22 protein-coding genes are annotated in these 24,890 nt (G+C 62.3%); 8 read left to right on the plus strand and 14 right to left on the minus strand.

What is annotated here, in order from left to right; genetic code table 11:
* The first annotated feature begins 44 nt into the window (after window positions 1-44).
* Window positions 45-1,640 carry a gamma-glutamyltransferase family protein gene (locus tag ABEH28_RS16630; RefSeq protein ID WP_346630584.1) on the plus strand — a complete coding sequence of 532 codons (1,596 nt, stop codon included), beginning with the start codon at window positions 45-47 and terminating at the stop codon, window positions 1,638-1,640.
* A 297-nt stretch (window positions 1,641-1,937) separates the two neighbouring features.
* On the opposite strand, the gene ABEH28_RS16635 is transcribed toward ABEH28_RS16630, so the two are convergent.
* The 3 genes from ABEH28_RS16635 to ABEH28_RS16645 all read right to left on the minus strand — a co-directional run bounded on the left by ABEH28_RS16635 (window position 1,938) and on the right by ABEH28_RS16645 (window position 4,327).
* Entirely contained in the window at window positions 1,938-2,288 is a 351-nt protein-coding gene (locus tag ABEH28_RS16635; RefSeq protein WP_282367461.1) for a DUF202 domain-containing protein, read from the minus strand.
* Window positions 2,285-2,713: a DUF202 domain-containing protein gene (locus ABEH28_RS16640; protein ID WP_346630585.1), complete on the minus strand. Its 429-nt coding sequence runs from the start codon at window positions 2,711-2,713 to the stop codon at window positions 2,285-2,287. Before ABEH28_RS16640 ends, ABEH28_RS16635 begins: the two co-directional genes overlap by 4 nt.
* Window positions 2,714-3,013: 300 nt before the next feature.
* A complete protein-coding gene (locus ABEH28_RS16645) occupies window positions 3,014-4,327 on the minus strand; it encodes an L-fuconate dehydratase (protein WP_346630586.1) in 1,314 nt (437 codons plus the stop codon).
* Between the two features lie 166 nt (window positions 4,328-4,493).
* Between ABEH28_RS16645 and ABEH28_RS16650 the strand changes: the two genes are divergently transcribed.
* The 4 genes from ABEH28_RS16650 to ABEH28_RS16665 all read left to right on the plus strand — a co-directional run bounded on the left by ABEH28_RS16650 (window position 4,494) and on the right by ABEH28_RS16665 (window position 10,540).
* Entirely contained in the window at window positions 4,494-5,402 is a 909-nt protein-coding gene (locus ABEH28_RS16650) for a LysR family transcriptional regulator (RefSeq protein WP_346630587.1), read from the plus strand.
* A gap of 216 nt (window positions 5,403-5,618) precedes the next feature.
* Complete coding sequence (locus ABEH28_RS16655) at window positions 5,619-7,172, plus strand: altronate dehydratase family protein (protein WP_346626539.1); 1,554 nt, start codon at window positions 5,619-5,621, stop codon at window positions 7,170-7,172.
* Window positions 7,173-7,256: 84 nt separating this feature from the next.
* A complete protein-coding gene (locus ABEH28_RS16660) occupies window positions 7,257-8,582 on the plus strand; it encodes an MFS transporter (protein WP_346630588.1) in 1,326 nt (441 codons plus the stop codon).
* A 392-nt stretch (window positions 8,583-8,974) separates the two neighbouring features.
* The gene (locus ABEH28_RS16665; protein ID WP_192172800.1) at window positions 8,975-10,540 is read left to right on the plus strand and encodes a diguanylate cyclase; all 1,566 of its coding nucleotides are present in this window, start codon (window positions 8,975-8,977) and stop codon (window positions 10,538-10,540) included.
* Here ABEH28_RS16665 and ABEH28_RS16670 read toward each other — a convergent pair.
* The 3 genes from ABEH28_RS16670 to ABEH28_RS16680 form a co-directional block, all read right to left on the minus strand.
* A complete protein-coding gene (locus ABEH28_RS16670) occupies window positions 10,518-11,300 on the minus strand; it encodes a DeoR/GlpR family DNA-binding transcription regulator (RefSeq protein ID WP_346630589.1) in 783 nt (260 codons plus the stop codon). The genes ABEH28_RS16665 and ABEH28_RS16670 overlap by 23 nt on opposite strands.
* Before the next feature lie 67 nt (window positions 11,301-11,367).
* Window positions 11,368-11,931 carry a GNAT family N-acetyltransferase gene (locus ABEH28_RS16675; protein WP_192172802.1) on the minus strand — a complete coding sequence of 188 codons (564 nt, stop codon included), beginning with the start codon at window positions 11,929-11,931 and terminating at the stop codon, window positions 11,368-11,370.
* Between the two features lie 30 nt (window positions 11,932-11,961).
* Complete coding sequence (locus ABEH28_RS16680) at window positions 11,962-13,239, minus strand: serine/threonine transporter (protein WP_282367477.1); 1,278 nt, start codon at window positions 13,237-13,239, stop codon at window positions 11,962-11,964.
* A 357-nt stretch (window positions 13,240-13,596) separates the two neighbouring features.
* On the opposite strand from ABEH28_RS16680, the gene ABEH28_RS16685 reads away from it, so the two are divergent.
* The gene (locus ABEH28_RS16685; RefSeq protein WP_282367479.1) at window positions 13,597-14,046 is read left to right on the plus strand and encodes an SgcJ/EcaC family oxidoreductase; all 450 of its coding nucleotides are present in this window, start codon (window positions 13,597-13,599) and stop codon (window positions 14,044-14,046) included.
* Between the two features lie 70 nt (window positions 14,047-14,116).
* Here ABEH28_RS16685 and ABEH28_RS16690 read toward each other — a convergent pair whose 3' ends face one another.
* Window positions 14,117-15,451, minus strand: coding sequence for an ATP-binding protein (locus tag ABEH28_RS16690; RefSeq protein WP_346630590.1), 1,335 nt, complete (start codon window positions 15,449-15,451; stop codon window positions 14,117-14,119).
* Window positions 15,448-16,131 carry a response regulator gene (locus ABEH28_RS16695; protein WP_282367483.1) on the minus strand — a complete coding sequence of 228 codons (684 nt, stop codon included), beginning with the start codon at window positions 16,129-16,131 and terminating at the stop codon, window positions 15,448-15,450. Before ABEH28_RS16695 ends, ABEH28_RS16690 begins: the two co-directional genes overlap by 4 nt.
* Before the next feature lie 210 nt (window positions 16,132-16,341).
* Between ABEH28_RS16695 and dsbG the strand changes: the two genes are divergently transcribed.
* Together dsbG and ABEH28_RS16705 are read left to right on the plus strand one after the other, a co-directional pair.
* Window positions 16,342-17,100, plus strand: coding sequence for a thiol:disulfide interchange protein DsbG (dsbG, locus tag ABEH28_RS16700; RefSeq protein ID WP_346630705.1), 759 nt, complete (start codon window positions 16,342-16,344; stop codon window positions 17,098-17,100).
* A gap of 140 nt (window positions 17,101-17,240) precedes the next feature.
* The gene (locus ABEH28_RS16705; RefSeq protein WP_346630591.1) at window positions 17,241-17,804 is read left to right on the plus strand and encodes a TetR/AcrR family transcriptional regulator; all 564 of its coding nucleotides are present in this window, start codon (window positions 17,241-17,243) and stop codon (window positions 17,802-17,804) included.
* 57 nt (window positions 17,805-17,861) lie between these two features.
* Here ABEH28_RS16705 and fabF read toward each other — a convergent pair whose 3' ends face one another.
* The 6 genes from fabF to ABEH28_RS16735 form a co-directional block, all read right to left on the minus strand.
* The gene (gene fabF / locus ABEH28_RS16710; RefSeq protein WP_346630592.1) at window positions 17,862-19,136 is read right to left on the minus strand and encodes a beta-ketoacyl-ACP synthase II; all 1,275 of its coding nucleotides are present in this window, start codon (window positions 19,134-19,136) and stop codon (window positions 17,862-17,864) included.
* Window positions 19,137-19,176: 40 nt separating this feature from the next.
* Entirely contained in the window at window positions 19,177-19,980 is an 804-nt protein-coding gene (locus tag ABEH28_RS16715; RefSeq protein ID WP_346630593.1) for an SDR family oxidoreductase, read from the minus strand.
* A 171-nt stretch (window positions 19,981-20,151) separates the two neighbouring features.
* On the minus strand, window positions 20,152-20,496 hold the full coding sequence (locus ABEH28_RS16720; RefSeq protein WP_192172811.1) for a ComEA family DNA-binding protein: 345 nt from the start codon (window positions 20,494-20,496) through the stop codon (window positions 20,152-20,154).
* A 198-nt stretch (window positions 20,497-20,694) separates the two neighbouring features.
* Window positions 20,695-22,692, minus strand: a complete 1,998-nt coding sequence (locus ABEH28_RS16725; RefSeq protein ID WP_346630706.1) for a nucleoside-diphosphate sugar epimerase/dehydratase — start codon at window positions 22,690-22,692, stop codon at window positions 20,695-20,697.
* Window positions 22,693-22,798: 106 nt separating this feature from the next.
* Window positions 22,799-23,815 (minus strand): glycosyltransferase family 4 protein, encoded by a 1,017-nt coding sequence (locus tag ABEH28_RS16730; RefSeq protein WP_192172812.1) that lies wholly within the window; start codon window positions 23,813-23,815, stop codon window positions 22,799-22,801.
* The gene (locus ABEH28_RS16735) at window positions 23,812-24,780 is read right to left on the minus strand and encodes an SDR family oxidoreductase (RefSeq protein ID WP_346630594.1); all 969 of its coding nucleotides are present in this window, start codon (window positions 24,778-24,780) and stop codon (window positions 23,812-23,814) included. Before ABEH28_RS16735 ends, ABEH28_RS16730 begins: the two co-directional genes overlap by 4 nt.
* Between the last annotated feature and the right edge of the window lie 110 nt (window positions 24,781-24,890).

Raw genomic sequence — 24,890 nt, forward strand, 5'->3', positions numbered from 1 at the left:
CGCCCACTCGATAACCGATCAACTGCCAAGAAGAGAACGACTGCATGTTCGATGATCTGGATTACAGCCAACCTTACGCGTCCGCCCGCTCGCCGGTGATGGGCAACAACATGGTCGCCTGCTCGCAACCGCTGGCCGCACAGGCCGGGCTGGACATGCTGCGTCAGGGCGGCAACGCCGTTGATGCCGCCATCGCCGCCGCCATGGTGCTGACCGTGGTCGAACCCACCGGCTGCGGCATCGGCAGCGACGCCTTTGCCATCGTCTGGGACGGCAAGACGCTGCAGGGCCTGAACGCCTCGGGCCGCTCGCCGAACGCCTGGACGCCGGAGCATTTTGCCGGTCAGCAGGAAATGCCCCAGCGCGGCTGGGCCTCGGTGACGGTGCCGGGCGCGGTGTCGGCCTGGGTCGCGTTGTCCGAGCGCTACGGCAAGCTGCCGTTCGCGACCCTTGCCGCAGCCGCCATCGGCTATGCGCGGGACGGTTATCAGGTCACGCCGATCATTGCCGAACTGTGGCGGCGCGGCGCCGGGCTGCTGAAGGATCAACCGGGCTTTGCCGAGTGCTTTCTGCAAGGCGGCAAAGCGCCAAAGGCCGGCGAGAAAGTCACGCTGAAGGATCACGCGAAAACCCTGGAGCTGATTGCTCAGACCAAGGGCGAAGCGTTCTATCGCGGCGAGCTGGCCCAGGCGATGATCAGCCACGCCAACGCCAATGGCAGTGTGATGAGCCTTGAGGATCTGGCCACCCATCGCGTGGACTGGATTGACACCCTGTCGGTACCGTACGCCGGCGCCGTGGTCCACGAGCTGCCGCCGAATGGTCAGGGCATTGCCACGCTGGCGGGTCTGGGCATTCTCGAAGCGCTGGGCGTGGGTGAGCAGCCGGTGGACAGCGTCGAGACCGTGCACCCTGTGCTGGAAGCGATGAAGCTGGCGCTGGCCGACCTCAACCAGCACGTCACCGATAACGATCACATGCGCGTCGCCGCGGAACACATGCTCGACCCGGCCTACTTGCGCGACCGCGCGGCGTTGGTGGGCGAACAGGCGCAAGACCCGCTGCACGGCGCGCCCAAGGCCGGCGGCACGGTGTACCTGTCGGCGGCGGACGAGAGCGGCATGATGGTCTCGTTCATCCAGTCGAACTACATGGGTTTCGGTTCCGGTGTGGTGGTACCGGGCACGGGCATCAGCCTGCAGAATCGGGGGGCGGGTTTTACCCTGGACCCTGATCACGTCAACACCGTGGCACCCGGCAAGCGGCCGTTTCACACCATCATTCCGGGCTTCGTGATGAACGCCGACGGCACGCCGTTGATGTCTTTTGGCCTGATGGGCGGGCCGATGCAGGCCCAGGGGCATTTGCAGATGATGCTGCGCATTCTGCGCTACAAGCAGAACCCCCAAGCCGCCGCCGACGCACCGCGCTGGCGTATCGAGTCAGGCCTGAAGGTCGCGGTGGAGCGCTCGTTTGATCCGAAGGTGATTGAAGCGCTGCGCGCCAAGGGTCATGACGTGGAGGTTGAAGACCCGAGCGGCGTGTTTGCCTTCGGCGGCGCACAGATCATCCAGCGCACGGCCCATGGGTATGTGGGCGGGACCGATCCGAGGAAAGATGGGTTGGTGGCGGCTTATTGATCTGACAGGGATTTGGTGGAGGCCCCTTCCCGGCTGAAGCCGGTCCCACTCGATCCTACGGCTGACGCAAAACCTGTGGGAGCGAGCTTGCTCGCGAAGGGGCAGGAACGTCCGCAAGATCTTCAGCGGCTGAAATGCCGTCTTCGTGAGCAAGCTCACTCCCACAGGGATCGAGTCAGCTGAGAGATTGCGGCGTGTCAGACAACTGACAGGTCACTGACAGACCTGATTTTGCGGGCAAGGTAGGGCGCCACTCCGATCGCTCCTACAGGGATTTCATTAGACCCATGCCCTTCTTCAGCCAGACACCACCGCAACAATCCCCACCAGACTCAACACCATCACCGTACAACCCAGCACCGCCACCTCACGCAACGGCGGTGGGATGCGCTCTTGAGTCATCCCTCGGGCGCTTTTGCGGTAGCGGGCGTTGAGACCGATCTGGATCAGGATGCCCGCGATCAGGGAAAGGATGACCGGCAGCAGGGCCACCCACCCAAACGGCGGAATCCAGCGCAGGAACAACAGGCACACGCCGATCAACGTCAGCAGCGTGCGGCGCCACGCCAGCAGTGTGCGTTCGGGTTGCAGGCCGGGATCGTCGTGGCGCAAGGGCGTCGACGATACGGCATGTCCGCGCCGGTTCACGACGCGCCGTAAATCAGAAAGACGATCAGCCCCGCCGCCACCAGTGCGCCCCCCATCGACAGAATCGGCACCAGCACCGGCAACGGCAGCGGCTTGCGTTGACGCATCGCCCGCTCGACCTTCAGCCAGCGCACGCAGGCACTGGCGCTCACCAACAAGGCCAATACCAGCAACGACAGGGCCACAGCCCGACGCAGGCCGGGGCTGAACACGTCGCTGGTGAAGGCTTCGACCGCGATGCCACCGGCCAGAAAAGCCAGCGCCGTGCGGATCCAGGCGAGAAAGGTGCGTTCGTTGGCGAGGGTGAAGCGCGGGTCAGGCTCGCAGCCGCCACCGAGCAGCGAAGCCGACAGCCGATCACGCTCCGGCGGCGTGACGGGGGCATGGGCGGGAGGAATGACGTTGCCGGGCTCGGAGGAATTCATGTCGCACCGTGGTCGGGTAGATGCGACGGATCATACCGGTCATGCCCGGGAAAGGCCCGTGTCCACAGCGACATGGGGGTGTCTGTTGGCGCAGCGCGGGGTTTCTCAAATAGGGCCATGTCACCGATATTCGTGGCGATGACGAGCGCGTGGGAGTGAGCTTGCTCACGAAGGGGCCAGTACATCCGCTAAATCTTCAGCGGTTGAAACGCAGTCTTCGTGAGCAAGCTCACTCCCACAGGATCTATGTTTGCTGCGCCACCGTGCAGCATCCGTGAGACGGAGTGACCAACATTTAAATCATCTGTTGGCAGCCAGCTCCACCCACACTGCGCCATCGGGATATTGGTACCGCTCCAGCGTCTCGGCGTGCATTTCGATGCTGTACCCCGGCCGCTGCGGCGGCATGTAGCGGCCGCGGCGGATGACCACCGGATCAAGGAAATGCTCGTGCAGGTGATCGACGTACTCCAGCACGCGTTTGTCCAGGGAGCCCGATACGGCGATGTAATCGAACAGCGAGATGTTCTGCACGTATTCGCACAACCCAACGCCGCCGCCGTGGGGGCATACCGGGATGTCGAATTTGGCCGCCATCAGCAGCACGATCAGCACTTCGTTCAGCCCGCCCAGTCGGGCCGCGTCGAGCTGGCAGAAATCCAGCGCGCCGGCCTGGAACATCTGCTTGAACATCACCCGGTTGTGGCAATGCTCGCCGGTGGCCACGCCAATCGGCGCGATGCGCTGACGGATCGTCGCGTGGCCGAGGATGTCATCGGGGTGGGTCGGCTCTTCGATCCACCAAGGCTCGAACGCCGCCAGCCGGCGCATGTTGCTGATCGATTGCTCGACGCTCCAGACCTGATTGGCGTCCATCATCAGCGTGCGCTCCCAGCCCAGTTCGTCCCGCAGGATCGCGGCGCGGCGCATGTCTTCTTCGATGTCCGAGCCGATCTTCTGCTTGATGTGGGTCCAGCCTTCGGCGACGGCTTCGCGGGCCAGCCGGCGCATCTTCTCTTCCGAATAACCCAGCCAGCCCGGCGCGGTGGTGTAGCCCGGATAGCCCTCCTCCCGCATCTGCGCCTCGCGCTTCGCTTTGCCCGGCACTTGCCGACGGAGCAGCGCAATGGCCTCTTCGGGGGTGATGGCGTCGGTGACGTAGCTGAAGTCCAGGCACTTAACCAACTGCTCGGGGGTCATGTCGGCCAGCAACTTCCAGACCGGCTTGGCCTCGACCTTGGCCCATAGGTCCCACACCGCATTGACCAGCGCGGCGGTGGCCAGATGGATCACGCCTTTTTCCGGCCCCAACCAGCGCAACTGGCTGTCGCCTGCCGTGATGCTGTGCCAGAAGGCGCCCATGTCCGCAGTGATCGATTCCAGGGTCAGCCCCACCACGCAGGGCGCCAGGGAGTGAATCGCTGCCGCGCAGATTTCGTTGCCACGGCCGATGGTGAACGTCAGGCCATGGCCCTCCAGCCCGTCGGACGAATCGGTGTGCAGCACGACATAGGCGGCGGAATAGTCCGGCGCGCTGTTCATCGCGTCGGAGCCGTCGAGGGACAGGGAGGTGGGGAAGCGGATGTCGCGGACGGAAATGGAGGTGATCTGCATGGAAGACCCTTGTTGTTTTTAGAATAGGGCAGCAGCAAGGCAGCCCTTGATGGACTCACTGTAGACCGAACCGCGATACAGGCATAATCGCCAAATCCTAATCATCGATACCAAATCCGATATGTCAGACACGTCACCCTCCGCCGGTCTGCCTGGCACCTTCCCGATGCTGAAAATTTCCAGCCGGCAGATCGCATTGCTCAACGCGTTGGGCGAACTGGGCAATCTGCGCAAGGCCGCCGCTGCCATTCACACCACCCAGCCCGCCGCCAGCCTGTTGTTGCAACAGCTGGAAGAACGCCTCGGCGTGCAACTGTTCGAGCGCTTGCCGCGCGGCATGCAGCCGACGCTGTTCGGCGAGGTGATGATTCGCTACGCCCAGGGCGCGCTGCATGAATTCGAATACGCCGAAGCGCAGTTGGCCGAGCTGGCACGAGGGGCGACGGGGATGGTGCGCATCGGCACGGTCATGGGCCCGGTGCCGACGCTGCTGACCCGCGGCGTGCTGGCGTTCAAGACCGCGCACCCGAAAGTGCGCATCGCCCTGGAAGTCGGCACCAGCGATGAGCTGCTGCCTGCACTGATTCGTGGCGATTTCGATGTGGTGCTGGGTCGGCTGCCGGATCAGCTCGACGGCCAGAGCCTCGACATTCAGCTGTTCGAACAGGGCGAACGCATGCGCATCATCGCCCGGCCGGGGCACCCGCTGGTCGACCACAGCGGCCTGACTCTGACGGAGCTGGCGCCGCTGACCTGGATCCTTCATCCCATCGGCAGCCCCATGCGGCGCCAGGTTGAAAACGCGTTGCAGGCGGCGCAATTGATTGAGCCGCTGGACATCATCGAAACCCGTTCGATTCTGGCCACCACCTCGATGCTCGAATCTTCGGACATGATCGCCGTGGTGCCCAATGACGTCGCCGAGCATTACGCCCGTTACGGCATGATCGCTATCCTGCCGGTCGAGCTGCCGCTGAGCATGGCCAATCTTGGGCTGATGACGTCGAAAGCCCGACCGATGTCGGCAGCGGTGAAGGCGCTGCTGACATTTCTAAAGTCTCCCATAGCGGCGTGAATCGATAACCCTGCGTTATCGCGTAATCGAAACCTTTCATTGGGAAATTACCCGCTGGCTTCATAGAGTGGCTGAAAATCGGCCAACAACGTCCGCGCTTTTAAAGCGGCGTCGTGTACGTCGTGATAACAATAACCGGCCAGCCACGGTGCGCTTCCCACGGGGAGCCGTTGCCTCGCACTGCTGACGCAGGCCGCCACCGTCATGAGAGGCCGCATGGAACTCATTGCCAAAACCGCCGCGTTCGACAGCAGCGCGCTGTTCATCCGCCTGAACCCCCTCGATAACGTGCTGATCGCTCGCCAGGCGCTGAACGAAGGCACGCACCTGGACGAAGAAAACGTCACGGTCTCGCAGCCGATTCCTTCCGGGCATAAGGTCGCGGCGGTCCGGGTCGAGCAGGGTCAGCCGCTGCGGCGTTACGGCCAGATCATCGGTTTCGCTTCACAGCCCATCGACGCCGGGCAGCACGTGCATGTGCACAACGTCGAGATGGGCGACTTCTCCCGTGACTACGCCTTTGGCGTCGATGCCCACGAAACGCCGAAAACCGAGGCGTTCTTTCAGGGCATCGTGCGCGCCGACGGCCGTGTGGCGACGCGCAACTACATCGGCATACTCACCTCGGTGAACTGCTCGGCCACCGTGGCCCGGGCCATCGCCGACCGCTTTCGTCGCGACATTTTCCCAGAAGCCCTCGCGGACTACCCCAACATAGACGGCGTGGTCGCGCTGACCCACGGCTCCGGTTGCGCCATCGATTCCAAAGGCGAGGCCATCGACCTGCTGCGTCGCACCCTCGCGGGCTACGCCGTGCACCCGAACTTTGCGGCGGTGCTGGTGGTGGGCCTGGGCTGCGAGACCAACCAGATCCAGGACATGCTCGACAGCCAGGGCCTGAAGGCCAGCGACCAACTGCGCGCGTTCACCATTCAGGGCACCGGCGGCACGTCGAAGACCATCGCCAGCGGTATCGCCCAGGTGCAATCGCTGCTGCCCCAGGCCAACCGGATCACCCGCGAAACCGTCAGCGCCCGGCACTTGATCGTCGGTCTGCAATGTGGCGGCTCCGACGGCTATTCCGGCATCACCGCCAACCCGGCGCTGGGCAATGCGGTGGACCGGCTGGTGGCGGCGGGCGGTACGGCGATTCTGTCTGAGACCCCGGAAATCTATGGCGCCGAGCATTTGCTGACGCGGCGGGCGGCCAGTCAGGCCATCGGCGAGAAGCTCGTCCAGCGGATTCACTGGTGGGAGGACTACTGCCAGCGCATGAACGCCGAGCTGAACAACAACCCCTCCGCCGGCAACAAGGCGGGCGGGCTGACGACCATTCTGGAGAAATCCTTGGGTGCGGTGGCCAAGGCCGGCTCGACCAACCTGATGGGCGTGTATGAATACGCCGAAGCCGTTCGCGCCCAAGGCCTGGTGTTCATGGACACCCCTGGCTACGACCCGGTGTCTGCCACGGGGCAAGTGGCCGGCGGCGCTAATCTGATCGCGTTCACCACCGGTCGCGGTTCTGCGTACGGTTGCGCGCCGACGCCGTCGATCAAGCTGGCGACCAATAACCGCGTGTTCGAATTTCAGCAGGAGGACATGGACGTCAATTGTGGCGGCATCGCCGACGGCACCACGACGATTGAAGAACGCGGCGCGTATGTGTTCCAGATGATGCTGGACATCGCCTCCGGCGCCCGCAGCAAAAGCGAGCAGCACGGTTATGGGCAAAACGAGTTTGTTCCGTGGCACATCGGTGCGGTGACCTGAGGTCTGTCGAGCAATCGACGCTCTTCGTGGGACCGGCTTCAGCCGGGAAGCTTTCAAGCCTTACAACAATAAAAAAGGTGCGCAATGAAATCCCTCAAGACCTACCAGACGATCACCATCGTCTTTCTGATGCTGTTCGGCGTGGTCAATTATCTGGACCGCAGCGCGCTGTCCATTGCCAACACGACGATCCAGAAAGACATGCTCATCAGCCCGTCAGAGATGGGCATTCTGTTGTCGGCGTTCTCGCTGGCCTATGCCTTCGCGCAGTTGCCGATGGGCATGATCATCGACAAGCTCGGCAGCAAGATCGCATTGGGTGGCGCGCTGATGGTGTGGTCTATCGCGCAGACAGCGTCGGGCTTCGTCAACAGCTTCAGCGGCTTCTTCGCCCTGCGCGTTTTGCTGGGGATTGGCGAAGCACCGATGTTTCCGTCAGCCGCCAAAACCCTCAACGAGTGGTTCGAAGAGCACGAGCGCGGCACGCCGACGGGCATCGTCTGGTCGGCCACCTGCATCGGCCCGTGCCTGGCGCCGCCGCTGCTGACGCTGTTCATGGTCAACTTCAGTTGGCGCGGGATGTTCATCATCACCGGCGTGCTCGGCATCGTGCTGTCGCTGTGCTGGCTGATGTTCTACAAAAGCCGTGCGCAGTACCTGAAGGAGCTGGCAGCCGAGGGACGCGAACCGACCGTTCAGGTGGTTCAGGCCGACGCCGGGCCGAAGGCTTCGTTCTTCGCCGGCTGGCTCGACCTGTTCAAGCACCGCAGCACCTGGGGCACGTTCCTCGGTTTCATGGGCGTGATCTACATGCTCTGGCTGCACCTGACCTGGTTGCCCGGCTACTTCCAGCGCGAACACGGCCTCGACCCCTATCAAACCGCCTGGGTGGTGTCGTTCGCTTATGTGTTCGGCGCGATCGGCACCATCGCCGCCGGGCGAATCTGCGATCGGCTGGTCAAGCGCGGCGTCGGCGTGCTCAACAGCCGCAAATACACAGTGATCGGCGGGCTGGTGTTTGCCGCCGTGTTCACCCTGCCGCTGACGTTCGTCACCGGCCTGAGCGGTTGCGTCGCCCTGCTCTGCCTGGCGCTGTTCGGCATCAACCTGTCCAGCGCCACGGCGTGGATGGTGGTCAATACCGTGGTCGACACCAAACGCGTGGCGTCCCTGGGTTCAATCCAGAATTTCGGCGGCTACATCGCCGGCTCCATCGCGCCGATCGTCACCGGGTTCAGCGTGCAATATTCCGGCACCTTCGCCACCGCCTTCGCGGTCAGCGCCATCGTCGCGTTGCTCTCAGCGGTCGCCTACTTCGTGCTGCTCAAGGCACCGATCCCCGAACACACCACGATGGCGCAGAAGGACTGGCAGGCGAATCTGGATGAGGTGCAAGGGCGTCGGGTCTGATTGATAACCTGCAACGTATTGCTGGGAACGCACGCGGCCCCAAGAACGCAGTTATAGCCCGGTGAACGCGATCCCTGTAGGAGTGAGCTTGCTCGCGAAGACGGCATTCCACCCGCTGAACATTTAGCGGATGTACTGGCCCCTTAGCGAGCAAGCTCGCTCCCACATGTCAACCTCAGCCAAACTCGCACACGGCCCTATAACCACGTCACGCCCACACCGCGGCACATCTCCCGCAGATGATTTATACGCCATAAATTTCCCTTCAAAATCCCGCACTTGTCCTACGCTGTGAGTCAGACGGGTCGCTGTTGCGATGCTGCGTGTCCGAACGAGAGGATTGTTCGTCACAGTGGCGGGTCTGAAATCGTGGCAGTCAGCGAGGGTGGGGTTTGAGACAGGTAGAAGGATCGGAGTTCGGCGTCAGAAACCGACGACTCAAACGCATGCCGGTGTTGTGGCTGGCGGGGCTGTTTACCTTGTTGGTGTGCATCTCCATCACCAGCATCACCGTCTGGCAGTTACGCCAGACGCGCATGCACGAGCTGGAAATCGCCAATACCAACGTCGCCAACCTTTCGCGCTCAATGGCGCAGCACGCCGATGACGCCTTCGACCAGGCCCACATCGCCGTGTCGTCGGTGGTCGAACGGCTTTCCTTCGATGGCTTTGGCGCCGCCAGTGGTTCGCGCATGCACGATTATCTGCGCGCCACGGCCGCCAGCGTCGAGCAGATCCAGGGCCTGTTCATCTACGACAAGGACGGCAACTGGGCGGCAACCTCTCTCAACCACATGCCGGCCAACGCCAACAACGCGGACCGAGAATATTTCCGCTTTCACCAATCCATCGACAGCACCCTCCCCCATATCGGGGCGGCCATCCAGAGCCGTTCCACCGGCGACTGGATCATCCCGGTGTCGCGACGGGTGAACGATGAGATGGGCAACTTCGCCGGCGTTGTGCTGGCCACCGTCGAGCTGAACTACTTCGAGCGGTTCTTCGAGCGCTTCGACATCGGCAAGCATGGTGTCATCACCCTGGCAATGGCCGACGGGACCTTGTTGGCGCGACGCCCGCTTCTCGAAAACGTACGCGGTACGTCCATCGCCGACGGCGAATTGTTCCGTCTTCACGTCAGGGAACACTACGAAGGCACGGCGAACGTCGTGTCGATGCTTGACCACGAACAGCGCCTGTATGGCTACAAGAAACTGGACCGCTACCCGATGGTGGTGCTCGCCGGCCTGTCCCAGCGCGAAGTGCTCGACGAGTGGCGGCAATACGCATGGCGCTCGCTGGCGATCATCATCTGCGTAGTGGTCGCCAACCTGCTGTTTGGCGTCTTGCTGTTCCAGCAGATCCGTTTCGGCCTCAACGCCGAATCACAGCTGCGCATCGCCAGCCACTCGCTGGAAAAACTCGCGCTGCAGGACAGCCTCACCGGCCTGGCCAATCGTCGGCATTTTCAGGAGATCCTCAGCCTGGAGTTTCGCAACGGTGAGCCCAACCTGCATCCGCTGAGCCTGATCATGATCGACATTGATTTTTTCAAGAGCTACAACGACAACTACGGCCACGTCGCCGGCGACAAATGCATCGTCGCCGTGGCCGAGTGCATTCGCAGCAACCTCAACCGTACCGGCGACCTGGCGGTGCGCTACGGCGGGGAAGAAATGGCCGTGTTCCTGCCCTACAGCGACGTGCACGGCGCGGTGAGCCTGGCGGAAAAGATCCGGTTGGCCGTGCTCACCCGAGCCCTCGAACATCAGGGCAATCCGATCGGCATCGTCAGCATCAGCCTGGGGGTTTATGGCTGTAAAGCGCAGGAATGCCAGACCATGGAAGACTTCGTCAAACGCGCGGATGCCGCGCTGTATGCCGCCAAGCACCAGGGCCGCAATCGCACCGTTGCCTGGCAGGAATCGACTGTGCTCAGTGCGCTGCCCGCGCCGTAACGATCTGCGCGACCTTGCCGCGAAACAGCTCCAGCCGATCAGCCGGCGCGTCATGTTCAACCACCAGCGCGCCGACTTCCTCGCACTGCGCGACCTGATAGTGCGCGATGCTGGAGAGCTTCTCGTTGATCACCGCCACCGCCACCTGACCGCTGCGCGCCACCACGGCGCGCTTGAACTCGGCGACGTCCATGTCGAACGCGGTTACGCCCTTCAGCGCATCCAGCGCACAGGCGCCGAGAAAGCACAGATCGAAGTTGAAGTGGGTGAGTTGCTGAATCGTAGTGAAGCCGTAGGTGCTGCCCGCCACGGGACTCAGGCGCCCGCCGAGCAGAATCACTTCCACCGACGGCAGCTTCATCAGCTCGACGGCGATCAGCGGCGCGTTGGTGGTGACGGTCAACGGCATGTGCGGATCAAGGGCTTTGGCGATCGCCAGATTGGTCGAGCCGCCGTCGATAAACACGTGCTGCCCGGCGCTGATCAATCCCGCCGCCGCGATACCCAACTGACGCTTGCGCCCGGGCTCATGCTCGACACGCGCAGCGATCGGCCCGTCCGACGCCAGAGAAATCGCCCCGCCGTACACGCGTTTGCACAGGCCGGCGGACGCCAAAGCGCCGAGATCGCGGCGAATGGAATGCTCGGACACATTGAACTCGGCCGCCAGCTCCGCCGCAATCACCCGACCGTGCACGGCCAGACGCTCGGAGATCAAACGCTGACGCTCGCCGGGGAATGCTTCGGGGTTGGCGGACATAAGGCCTCGATAGAGAGCTGAATCGATCAGAAACGAGCAGGATCATGGGGCGCACTCTGGCGCCCTGTCAAACCACAGGCTGGACATGTCCTGACACGCTAAGCGACTTGCAGAAAAACACGTTTGGGTGGGATTCAGCCTGCAGGCGATGTACCGCCATGCCGGTTTCTTCGTAGCCCTGTCGAGGGTAAAACTGCAAGGCACGGGTGTTCCTCGCCCAAACCGTCACCCATATCTTTGAAGCGCCCCTGGCCGCTGCTTCACGTTCCGCGCTGCGGAGCAACTGCCACCCTATCCCATGCCCGGCAAATCGCTCCTGCACATAAAGGCGCTTGAGCTCGGCCGCATGCTGGTCGCTAACCAGAGGGTGACCCGTTTGCAGACAGATCTGCGTAAAGCCGACCAGATGCTCATCGACTTCCGCGAGCAGGAATATGGAGTCAGGCCGCTCGATAATCGAAGAAATGGTTTCGGGCGCGAACGACTCGAGCGCTTCCCGAGCGATGGCGTCACGCACGCCCTCGGTCGCATAGGTATCCATGAACACCTGCATCCCCAACACCGCAATCGTGAGCACATCCGATTGCGTGGCAGGGCGCAGGGTAAAATCGAGTGTGTCGCTATTGGCCATGTTCGCCGCTTCCCTGACTGCGATTGTTGATCACTGCATCAACGAATAAACCAGCGCCGAGATCGAGATCAACCCTATCACCACCACAAACACGTTCGACAGTTTTCCCGCGTAGCGGCGCATGGCGGGCACTTTGCGCACGGCGTACATCGGCATGAGGAACAGCAGCGCCGCAATCACCGGGCCGCCAAGGGTTTCGATCATCCCGAGAATGCTTGGGTTGAGGGTTGCCACCAGCCAGCAGACCACCAGCATGAAGCCTGCGGTCAGCCGGTCCAGCGTACGTGGCGAAGGACGGCGGCCGGTCTTTATCACCAGACCTTTGAGGCCTTCGCTGGCGCCGATGTAGTGGCCCAGGAACGACTTGGTGATCGCGACGAATGCAATCAACGGCGCCGCGAACGCGATGGTCGGGTTGCTGAAATGGTTGGCCAGATAGGACAGGATCGACAGGTTCTGCGCCTTGGCTTCCGCCAGTTGCTCCGGCGCCAGGGTCAGCACGCAGCTGAAGACGAAGAACAGCACCATGACCACCATCAGCAGATGGGCACGGGCCAGGATCTGCGCGCTGCGGGGTTCGGCCTGCTCGCCATACTGGCGCTTCTGGTCGACGGCAAACGCCGAAATGATGGGTGAATGGTTGAACGAGAACACCATCACCGGAATCGCCAGCCACAGCGTGTGCAGCAGCGCCGAAGGTGCCGGAAGGCTGCTTGCCGTGGTGAGAATGCCGCCGTTCCAGTGGGGAATCAGGAACACCGCGAGGAACAGCAAGGCCACGATAAACGGGTACACCATCAGGCTCATGGCCTTGACGATGATCTGCTCACCGCAACGTACTACCGCCAGCAGGCCGAGGATCAGCACGAACGCCAGCAGCGCTCGCGGCGGCGGCTGCACGTGCAGTTGGTGCTCCATGAAACTGCCGACCGTGTTGGTCAGCGCCACGCTGTAGATCAGCAGGATCGGAAACACGGCGAAGAAATACAGCAGCGTGATCAGGGCACCGGCTTTCTTGCCGAAATGCTGCTCGACCACCTCGGTGATGTCCGCGCCATCCCGGCCCGAGAGCACGAACCGGGTCAGCCCGCGGTGCGCATAGAAGGTCATCGGGAAGGCCAGCAGGGCCAGAATCACCAGCGGCCAGAACCCGCCGATGCCCGCGTTGATCGGCAGAAACAACGTGCCCGCGCCGATGGCGGTGCCGAACAGTCCGAGCATCCAGGTGGTGTCGTTGCGGTTCCAGGTAGTCACGCTCGCGGGTGCGGCGTCGACGGTGTGTTCGACGCTGTTGGCCTGATCATTCATCCGGTCGATTCTCCGTTGCCGGTGATAGCTACATGGTCAAAAGCGCGTCGAAAAACGTGGCAGTCGGCGCCCCTGACCGGTTCTCTACAGGGAAAGGGGCGCGATTGTCCGGGATTAGAGAGCAGAATCAAAGGCTTGTCGGACCAAAAGCCTGCGGGGCCGGATGATGGAAGTTACAAACCCGCTTAACTTCCTGCACAAATCAGCAACGCTTCTTACCTAACAAACCAGACAATTCCCACACCGAAAACGGACGAATTAGTGTGCGAAACGTATTGTAAATCCATGGGAGTACAACTTCCGTTAACCCTCCATTAGGCTCTCGACCCACATTCAACCGCCCATGGAAGGTAACGCGTGCTCAAGACTTTTGCCGTCATCACGTTTCTCACTGCAAGCACTTACGCGAGTGCAAACAACGCTCCCGCACAATGCGCAACACTTGATGAGCAACAAGCGAAAATCCTGTTCGACCGCTGGAACAACGCACTGCAGACTGGCGATTCCGGAAAGGTCGCCGCGAACTACACGCCAGACGCCGTGCTGTTGCCGACCCTCTCCAACCAGCCCAGAACAGATCTTGCCGGCAAAGTCGATTACTTCAATCACTTCCTTAAAAACAAACCGGTCGGCACCCTCGACAGCAGCACTGTTATTACAAGTTGCAATAGCGCAATCGATACCGGCCTTTACACGTTTCGTTTCAGCGACAATTCAGAAGTCCAGGCGCGGTACACCTTTACTTACGCACTTGTGAATAACCAATGGCTGATTACCTCCCACCACTCTTCGGCCATGCCGGAGTAGCGAACATTCAGCAAACCCTCGGCCTGACGTCCAACGTCGGCCGACTCCACTTTCAGACCCTTCCCACACGTCACTCGCCTGCGACATCCCGCCGCAACGGCATGCTCAGCTCCACCCGCAAACCGTCGTGACGGCTGTCAAAGCGCAGCGAGCACGCGCAACGCTGAACAATGGCCTGAACAATCGCCAATCCCAGCCCGGCGCCGGGGCTCTTGCCGTTGCGCCAGAAGCGCTGGGTGAGCTTGTCCAGGTCCGGCTCGGGAATGCCGGGGCCGTGATCGCGAACGCGGAAATGGGCCTGCCCGTCGAAGGTTTCGACACTCAGTTCCACCTTCGCATCGGCCTGGCTGTGGCGCAGCGCGTTGTCCAGCAGATTGCGCAACGCGGCGACCGCCAGTGCCGCCGGCATCTGCACGGCGGCGCGGGACAACTGCGACGGCAGGATCAGTTCGATGCGCTGTTCGTCGCCGTGACTGGCATCGTGGATGGCCAGCCGCGCGACCTGCTCGGCGTCGCACTGCACTCCGTCGTCAAACGACAGGCTGCCCTCGACCCGCGCCAACAGCAGCAGCTGTTCGAGGGTGCGATGCATCCGGTCGGCGCCCTCCTCCGCATGGGCCAGCGCCGTGTCACGCTTCTGGCCGTCGGTCATGCGCGCCACTTGCAGATGGGTCTTGATGGCCGTGAGCGGGCTGCGCAGTTCATGGGCAGCGTCCCCGGTCAGCCGCCGCTCGCGCTCGAGGGTCTGGGCGATGCGCTGAAACAGCTGATTCTGGCTGACCAGCAGTGGCTGCAACTCACTGGGCAGGTTCGGCACGTCCAGCGGTTCGACCGAGTCGGCGCTGTGGCGATTCAAGGCGTCGCGCATGCGGTTGAGCGGCGCCAGCCCCCGGCCGATGCCGAACCAGACCAGCGCCAGACTGCCGAACAGCGCGACCAGCACCGGCACCGACGCCGCCAGGAGCACCGAATGCCCCAGCACGTCGCGCTCGATCTGCCGGTCGGCGGTCGTCACCCGCACGTTGTCATGCATCATCGTGTACACGCGCCAGTGGTCGCCGTTGATCATCTGGTCATGGAAGCCGCTGGCGTCGGCCTTCAGCGGTTCACTCGGCGAGCTGTCGGTGCGCGCCAGGACCTGCCCGCGCAGGGAACTCAGCTGACAGGCCATGCCACTGGGCAGCGCCGGATCGTCGGCCCGCAGCGAGCGGGTTTCACTGCCGGTGGGCATCTGCATCTGTTCGAGCAGCCCGGCCACCATGCGCGCCGAGGCCTCAAGGCGTTGATCGAGGGATTGCATCATCTGCGTGCGCAAGTCCCTCAGCATCCACGCTGCGGCCAGCACCCAGATCAGGATGAACGCCGAGCCCAGGATCAGACTCAGCCGCGTGCGCAGGCTCATCATGGCGCTGACTCCGAATCAAGGCCGGCCGGGCCGAGGCGATAGCCCAGACCGCGGACGGTTTCGATGATCCGGCCGCCCAGTTTGCGCCGCAGGTGGTGAATGTGAACGTTAAGGGCGTTGCTCTCGACTTCGTCGCCGAAGCCGTACACGCAGTCCTTTAACTGTTCGCCAGAAAGCACGCGGCCGCTGTTGTTGAGTAACGCTTGCAGCAAGGCCTGTTCACGACGGGAGAGATCAACCGGCTGACCGGCAAGGCGGGTTTCCCGGCTGCTCGGGTCGTAGCTGAGCACGCCGTGTTCGATCACGTTGACGCTGCGCCCGGCCATGCGGCGCACCAGGGTGTGCAGGCGCGCGCTGAGTTCACGCAGGTCGAAGGGCTTGAGCAGGTAATCGTCCGCTCCGGCCTGCAAGCCGTCGACGCGGTCGGTCACGGTGTCGCGAGCGGTGAGAATAAGCACCGGGATTTCGACCCCCTGCTGGCGCAACTGCCGCAACAGCTTCAGGCCATCTTCATCGGGCAGGCCGAGGTCGAGAATCATCACGTCGAAATGTGCGGCCGACAGCATCGCCCGCGCGGACGAGGCCGTGGCCACGCGATCCACCGTCAGGCCCTGGGCGTCGAGGCCCGCGACGATGCCGCTGGCAATCAGGTCGTCGTCTTCACAAAGCAGTACGTGCATGGTCGGCCCCGAAAAAAAGGCGATTGAAGCGCAGAGGGATTAACGGCGGATTATGCACCAGCCGCCGCAGACACGACGCGCCCCGTAGGGTTAATCGACTGTTAATCGCCGCTGCTCAGCATCGGGCAACCGAGCACGCGCTGCACACACTCATCCCGCAGCATCAGCGCATGTCTGCCTCCTCTCTGCAAGGACCACCCCATGAACTTCATGCGCCCTGCGCTTATCGCCATCGCCGTTTCGCTCAGCCTGCCAGGCGCGCTGGTCCACGCCGAAGATCTCCCCGCCCCGATCAAGGCGCTCGAAGCCAAGGGCGCAACCATCAAAGGCAGCTTCGACGCACCGGGCGGGCTGAAGGGTTATGCCGCCGAGTATCAGAATCAAGGCATGGCGCTGTACCTGACCCCTGACGGCACGCACGTGCTGGCCGGCAATCTGTTCGATGAAAAGGGCGAGGACCTGAGCACCGCGCCCCTGCAGAAGCTGGTCTATGGGCCGATGGCCGAGGCGATGTGGAGTCGCATGGAAAACAGCACCTGGATCGCCGACGGCGCCAAAACCGCGCCCAAAGTCATCTACCTGTTCAGCGACGCCAACTGCCCGTACTGCAACCTGTTCTGGGAGCAGGCGCGGCCTTGGGTGAAGTCCGGCAACGTGCAATTGCGTCATATCATGGTCGGCGTGATTCGCGAAGACAGCGCCGCCAAAGCCGCGAGCCTCCTGGCCGACGCGAACCCGGAAGCGGCCTTGCAGAACCACGAACAGGCGGGCAAAGCCAGCACGCTCAAGGCCATGCAGAACATTCCCAAAGACATCCAGGCCAAACTCGACGCCAACATGAAACTGATGGAAGACATGGGCCTGTCAGCCACCCCGTCGATCTTCTACAAGGACGAGGCCGGACACCTTCAGCAGCAACAAGGCGCGCCCCGGCCTGAGGCACTGGCGAAGATGATGGGTCCCAAATAGCTGCGCATGAGTGAGGCCGTCTGGCGTGGGGCCTCCTGACCGGTGGCGACGCGCGTGACAACGTGGGTACTGCGTCGACGAGTCATACGTGTAAAAATGTCGATCACCATTTCAAGAGCCACAGTCAGGAGGCTCGCTCCATGCGTTACGCCGAAGATCACAAAGCCCAGACCCACCAGCGCATCCTTCAGGAAGCCGCCGCACGCTTTCGCCGTGACGGCATCGGCGCCACCGGTTTGCAACCGTTGATGAAGGCATTGGGCCTGACCCACGGTGGTTTTTATGCCCATTTCAAATCCAAGGACGACTTGGTCGAAAAGTCGCTGCGCTGCGCTGTTGACCAGTTGTACGCCTCACGTGCCGAGAAAATGGCCGAGGACAGTTCGACCCAGGCGTTCATCGATGCGTACCTGTCGAGCGCCCATCGTGATCACCCGGAAAAGGGCTGCCCATTGCCGACCATGGCGTCCGAGCTGGGCCAGCGCGGGCAACCGAGCGAGATTACCGACGAGTTGATCAACCGCATGCTCGCCACCCTCGAAGCAGGCATGCCAGCCGAGGGGCAAAGCAGCGACAAGAGCGTGATGGTCATGTCCGGGCTGGTGGGGGCGATGGTACTGGCGCGCAGCGCGAAAGATCCCGCGCTGGCCGAGCGAATTCTGGAAACCACCCGCGATCAGCTCAAGCAGCTGATCGAAGGCTGACGCTCACTTCCCTGCCCTTCTCGCGGCAGGGAAGTGTCTTGCTTGTCTCAGCACCGCTCAGGGATGCCAGCGACGAAACAGCACGCTGGCGTTCACACCGCCGAAGCCAAACCCGTTCGACAGGGCGTACTCGATGTCCATCGGGCGTGCCTTGCCGTGGACGATGTCGATGCCTGCCGCCGCCTCATCAGGGTTCTCCAGATTCAGCGTCATCGGCGCGATCTGATCGCGAATCGCCAACGCCGTGAAAATCGCCTCGATGCCGCCTGCCGCGCCGAGCAAGTGCCCGGTGGCTGATTTGGTCGACGTCACCGCGACGCCATTCTGGTCACCGAACACCGTTTTGATCGCCGCCATTTCACCCTTGTCGCCCACCGGGGTGGACGTGGCATGGGAGTTGACGTGCTGGACATCGGAGGGCTGAATGCCGGCCTGCCGAATCGCTGCCTGCATCGCCCGACGCGCGCCACTGCCATCTTCAGGCCCGGCCGTCAGGTGATAGGCGTCCGCGCTGGTGCCGTAACCGACCAGTTCAACGATGGGCGTTGCACCGCGAGCGAGTGCGTGCTCCAGGGTTTCGATGACGATGATCCCCGCGCCCTCGCCCATGACGAAGCCGTCGCGGTCACGGTCGAAGGGCCGTGAGGCGCGCTCCGGTGTGTCATTGAAGCCATTGGAAAGCGCCCGCGCGGCAGCGAAACCACCCAAGGCGACGCGATCGATACAGGCTTCGGCGCCACCGCAGATGGCCACATCCGCTTCGCCGTTGCGGATCAGCCGCGCGGCATCGCCGATCGCCTGAACACCCGCCGCACACGCCGTCACCGGCGCGCCCAGCGGGCCTTTGAAACCGTGCTGGATCGACACATGCCCGGCCGCCAGATTCACCAGAAACGAAGGAATGGTGAACGGCGACAAGCGTCGCGGCCCACGGGTATCCGTAATGCGAACCGCCTCGGCGATGGCACCAAAACCACCTACGCCGGCGCCAATGATGGTCGCAGTACGCTCCCGCTCCTCTTCAGTCGATGGCGCCCAGCCTGCCTGTTTGACCGCCTGCTGCGCAGCGCCCAGGGCAAACAGAATGAAGCGGTCCATCTTCTTCTGCTCCTTGGGCGGCGCGGCGGCGTCAGCGTCGAACCCGGCTTCAGGGTCTTGCTCCAGGGTCGGCACCGGGCCGCCGACCTTGCCTGCCAGGTCAGCCACCGTCTGCTCAGGCAACTGCACAATGCCCGAGCGGCCTTCAAGCAATCGCTTCCATACCGCTTCGACGCCGGAGCCTAATGGCGTCACCAGCCCCATACCCGTCACTACGATGCGACGCTCGCTCATGGGTTCACCTTTTCCTCATTTTTGGCAGTCGCCGGCACCGTTAAGCGCCAGCCGTTTTGTAACGTTGCGCCGCGTGCTGCAGCGACAGATTCGGGCCCAGTGCCAGGCGGGCCTGGGTGAAGGCCTGCCAGTCAGCGGCATCCGGCAACGATGGAATGGTGATCAGCTCTTTCTGATCGAACCCGGCCAGCGAAGCGTCGACCATCTCGTTGACGTCCATGACCATTTCCGGCGGAAAGGCGTTGATGTCCAGACCGGCGCGCTCCCAGATTTCAGTGCGAGTGGCGCCGGGCAGCACGGCTTGAACCTGCACGCCCTTTTCGCTCATCTCGGCAGCGAGCGACTGGGTCAGGCTCAACACATAAGCCTTGCTGGCGGCGTACACCGCGTTGAAGCGCTCCGGCAACAGTGGCACCACGGACGCAATATTGATGATCGCCCCGGTACCGCGCGCCGCAAAACCGGACGCTGCGGCGGACGCCAGATGGGTCAGCGCAACGATGTTGAGTTGAATCAGGCGGTCCACTTCGTCCAGATCCGATTCGGCGAGGGGCGTGCTCAGCGCAACTCCGGCGTTGTTCACCAGCAGCGTGATCAATGCGTCCGAGCGCAGACGCTGCTCGAGGACGCTGACATCGGCGGGCTGGGTCAAGTCGGCTTTGATCACCTCGACATTGATCGAATGTTTTGCGCGCAGATCCGTCGCCAGTGCTTCCAGTCGCGACTGGTCACGGGCCACCAGCAGCAGATCAAATCCGCGCTGCGCCAGGCGGTCCGCATAGGTGAAGCCAATGCCCGACGACGCGCCGGTGATGACAGCCTTGCCTTGAGTCTGAGTAGTCATGAACGTTCTCCATGGGAAAGTGAGCGTAGCTGCGGAGGGATATTACGCCCGTAATTTAAAAAATAATATGTCGGTCGACATTTTTCTATGTTGGTGGGTAAACGGTGCGCCTGGAGTCATGACGGACATAAAAAAGGCCGATCAAAAGATCGGCCTTGAGCTCATGGGGTCTCAGTCAATTGCCAGCTTGTCGCGGTTCTTGTCCAGCAGCGCCTTGCCGATGCCCTTCACTTCGATCAACTCATCCACGGCCGTGAATCCGCCGTGTTCTTCACGGTAAGCAACGATGGCGTTGGCTTTGGCTGCGCCAATCCCGGACAGCTCTTTCTGAAGGGTTTCCGCACTCGCGGCGTTAAGATTAACCTTTGAGCCCTGCGCACCCGCTGGCGCGGAAATGGCAGGTTGGGTGGCGTCTGCCGGGGTGACGGCAGGGGTGGCAGAAGGCGCGGCAGTCACAGCGAGGGACGTACCCGCCAGCAGCGCGAAGATCAGGGAGGACAGATAAGAAGTACGCATGAGTCATGCTCCATGGGCATCGTAAGTGGAAGCAGCATTCCTGAGCTGCTTCCCAAACCTAGCCGATGGCGACAGACCGTCAACGCAGGGATCGGTGACCGGATATGTATCGACTCGCAGGCCCCGTACCGCCGGGCCTCGCGCCGGTTGCAGTGCCCCATGTCGCTGCGTAAGAAAAGGTTTCCGGAACGCGAGCGTCTACGGTTCCCGGCGACGCTGCTGATGAATCCAGTCGACGATATCGCCCTCTGGCGCATAGCCAGCGACGGTGTCGCCGAGGATCTGCCGAACGCGGGTGTAATCGTCGTCGTCCAGTGCCTTGAGCAGCTGCGAGAGGCTCTGCTTGAAGATGTCCCACGACAGAAAGTCTTCCTGCGCGCTCATGATCATCGGGTGGCGAGTCGCCGCCACGTTGTTGCCGATCAATAGCTCCTCATAGAGCTTCTCGCCAGGCCGCAGACCGGTGAACTCAATGGCAATGTCGCCCTGGGGATTGTGCTCCGAGCGGATGCTCAGGCCCGACAGGTGCACCATCTTCTCGGCCAGCTCGATGATGCGCACCGGCTCGCCCATGTCGAGCACGAACACGTCGCCGCCCTGCCCCATGGAACCGGCCTGGATCACCAACTGCGCCGCTTCCGGGATGGTCATGAAGTAGCGGGTGATTTTCGGGTGCGTCACCGTCAGCGGGCCGCCGGATTTGATCTGCTGATGGAACAGCGGAATCACCGAGCCGGATGAACCCAGCACGTTGCCGAACCGCACCATGATGAATCGCGTCTTGTTGACCTGATGCACATTGGAGCGGTCGCCGAACATGACCGGCGCGGTTTCCCGGCTCAGTGCCTGCAACGTCAGCTCGGCCAGGCGCTTGGTGCTGCCCATCACATTGGTCGGACGCACGGCCTTGTCGGTGGAAATCAGCACGAAGTTGGCCACGCCCGCCTGCAGCGCCGCTTGGGCCGCGTTTAGCGTACCGACCACGTTGTTGAGCACGCCTTCGGCGATATTGTGCTCGACCATCGGCACATGCTTGTAGGCCGCCGCGTGGTACACGGTGTTGACCTGCCAGGTCTTCATCACATCCAGCAGCTTGGCGTGATTGCGAATGGAGCCCAGGATCGGCAGCAGTTTGACCTTGAGCGACTCGCGGGCCACCCGCCGCTCCAGCTCGGTAAGAATCGTGTACAGGTTGAATTCGCTGTGATCGAGCAGCAACAGCGTGGTCGGCTTCAACAGCAGGATCTGCCGGCACAGCTCCGAACCGATCGACCCCCCGGCCCCGGTGACCAGTACGCACTGGTTCTTGATGCAGTGTTCGAGCAGCTCCTCTTGCGCAGGCACGGCGTCGCGCCCGAGCAGGTCAGCGATGTCGACTTCCTGAAGATCGTCCACCTTCACCCGGCCTGCCGCCAGATCAGAGAAATTCGGTACGCTGCGAACATGCAGCGGGAAGCCTTCCAGGAAGCCGAGGATTTCCCGGCGACGGGCTCGGGCCGACGACGGAATCGCCAGCAGAATTTCCTGGGCGCCGGTGACGTCGATCATCTGCTGAATGTGCTTGGGCTTATAGACCAGCAGCCCGGAAATGACCCGGTTGGAGATCGAGTCGTCGTCATCGATGAACGCTACCGGACGCATCGACCGGCCCATGCGCAGTGCAGCGACCAATTGGTTACCTGCCGCGCCGGCACCGTAGATGGCGACTTTTGGCAGGCCATCGTCGCGGGTTGCAAAGGGCACATGGCGAGCGGCGGAAAACCAGTCACCGAGAAAATACTGACGCATCGCCAGGCGCAGGCCACCGATCATGACCATGCTCAGCCACCAGTAATTGAACATCACCGATCGCGGCACCACATGCTGGTGGTTGCTGTAGAGATAGACCACGACCCCGAGAATCAGGGCCGACAGGCTGACGGCTTTGATGATCGCGATCAGTGCGTCGTTGCCGAAATAGCGCATCACCGCGCGGTACATGCCGAAACGAATGAACAACGGGATCGCCACAACGGGCGCGCTTGCAAACAGCCAGGTATGGATTTCCAGGGGGTTGATGAGTTCATCGATGCCCAGGCGGACGACAAACGCCATCCACAACGCGAACCAGATCAGACAGACGTCTGCGGCGACCTGCATGATCCGCTTGTGCCGGCGAGGCAGCGCCAGCAGCGAAGTGCGTATTTTTCCCATCATCCCCTCAAGCACGCGTTCAAACTCCTTTCAGTCGACCCCTGCACCGGCCATTGATTCCTGCCCCGCGGGGGAATCGGATCAACAGCATCAGCGCCAATGTCCGGGCTCAGCCCTTTTCAAGCGCCCCTGCTTTAAAGATGACTGCCAGAGCGAGCAGTGGAGCGTAAGCAATGATCACGCCGAGTGCGCCATCCAGCCCGAAACGGGCGACACACACAGCGACCGGCAACAGCCAGCACAGATTGATTACACCGACTGCGGACGTCACCGGAAGGTGCTTGCCAAAACGTCGCGAGGCGAATTGATAAGCGTGACTTCTGTGCGCCTCATAGACCTTGTCGCCCCGAACGAGCCGACGGATGAGGGTTACTGTAGCGTCTACGATGAAAACCCCGAGGAGAATAAGCCATACCCACAAGAACTGCGAGGAAATCCACGCGCCCTGCAGTGACAGACAACCGAGCATGATGCCGAGGAATCCGCTGCCGGCGTCGCCCATGAAGATCTTCGCCGGAGGAAAATTCCAGAACAGAAAGCCCGCCACGGCGCACGCCAACAGGATCGGCAGCCACACCAGAGTGGCAACACCGCTCAGGGCGTAGATGATCGCAGCGCCGACGCAGACACAGATTGCCTCTACGCTGGCAATGCCGTCGATGCCGTCCATGAAGTTGTACAGATTGAGCAGCCACACCAAGTAGAACGCCGTCAGCACATTAACGATCAAGCCCGGATCGAGGGTCATGCCGAACACGCTGATTGCCGGAAGCCCCCCCAGCCAGAACAAAGCCCACGCCGCCGCGAAAAAATGCCCCAGCAGGCGCCATCGCGCGGCGATGTGGCCGTGATCGTCGAGAAACCCCAGCGCCGCGATCAACGCGCCCGCGCCGAACATGGCCAGGAACAGGTCGCGGCCCATCAGCCCCGCCCATAGCATCCAGACCAGCGCGACCAGATAACTGATGACAATCGCCACGCCGCCGCCCCTTGGCGTCGGAAGGGTGTGGGAGCTTCTACCGTTCGGGATATCAAGCAAGCTTTTGTGCAACGCATAGCGTCGCAATACATGCGTCAGCGCAAACGAAAACACGACAACCGCAACTGCGACCCACCAATAATTCATGCTCGATCCGTCACCCGAAAATGCTCGACGGTCTTCTTGAGGCCGTCCTCTACCGACACCGGCGGCTGCCACTGCAACCGCTCGCGGGTTTTGCTGATGTCCACGCGCAGCGAACCCAGCACACGCTCGGCCGCCGATTTGCGACCCAACAGTGTGGCGCCGAGCATGATAAGGGATTCGGGTACGGGAATGAGCCAACCGGATGTCCCCATCTGCGCCTTGAGGCGGCTGGCCAGTTCGGTCGTGGAGAGGTCCTGGCCATCGCTGACCAGAAAGACCTGATTCGCGGCGGCAGGATGATCGATGCAGACGCGGATCAGGTCGGTCAGGTTGTCCAGCGAGACCAGGCTGCGCGCATTGTTCACCGCGCCCAGCGGCAGCGGCACGCCTTTGCGCAACGTGCGCATCAGTTGCAGGAAGTTGGCTTTGACGCCGGGGCCGTAAACCAGCACCGGGCGAATGATGACGACTTCCATCGCGCAGGTTTTGGCCAAGGCCTGAAGGCCTTGTTCCGCTTCGTGCTTGGAGATGGCGTAGGCATCGCTCGGATTGGGCGCGTCGCCCGGACGAAAGCAGTCGCCCCCCGCGGTGGACTCACCGTTGACCTTGATCGTGCTGATGAAGATGAAACGCCGAACGCCTGCTGCGGCGGCCTGCTCAGCCAGATTCAGCGTGCCGAGGGTGTTGACCCCCCGGTACAGCGAAAGCGGATCGGCCGCGGTGTCGTGCATGACATGCACCCGCGCTGCGGCGTGAACGACCGTGTCGACGTCATGCAGAACTTCCTGCCATGGGGTGTCGGCAGTCAGCCCGGCAACAATGGCCGTCGTCACGTTTGGAGAAGAATGGGGCGTCGCCCCTCTGCTGACCGCGACAATGTGTGCGTCGGGCAGGTGTGCAAGGTGGTCAACCAGCGCTGTTCCCAAAAATCCCGAACTGCCTGTTACCAGGATTTTTCTGGTCATATCCGATCCATGCACATAAGAATTCGCCGTCCATCATGACGGCCGCTGCGAAATAGCGGCGCCATTGTAGACGATAGGCGTGCGGCCCTGCCAATCAGCAAGCGGGACCG

It is taken from the genome of Pseudomonas sp. Ps21-P2, assembly GCF_039672565.1.
Taxonomy (GTDB): Bacteria; Pseudomonadota; Gammaproteobacteria; order Pseudomonadales; family Pseudomonadaceae; genus Aquipseudomonas.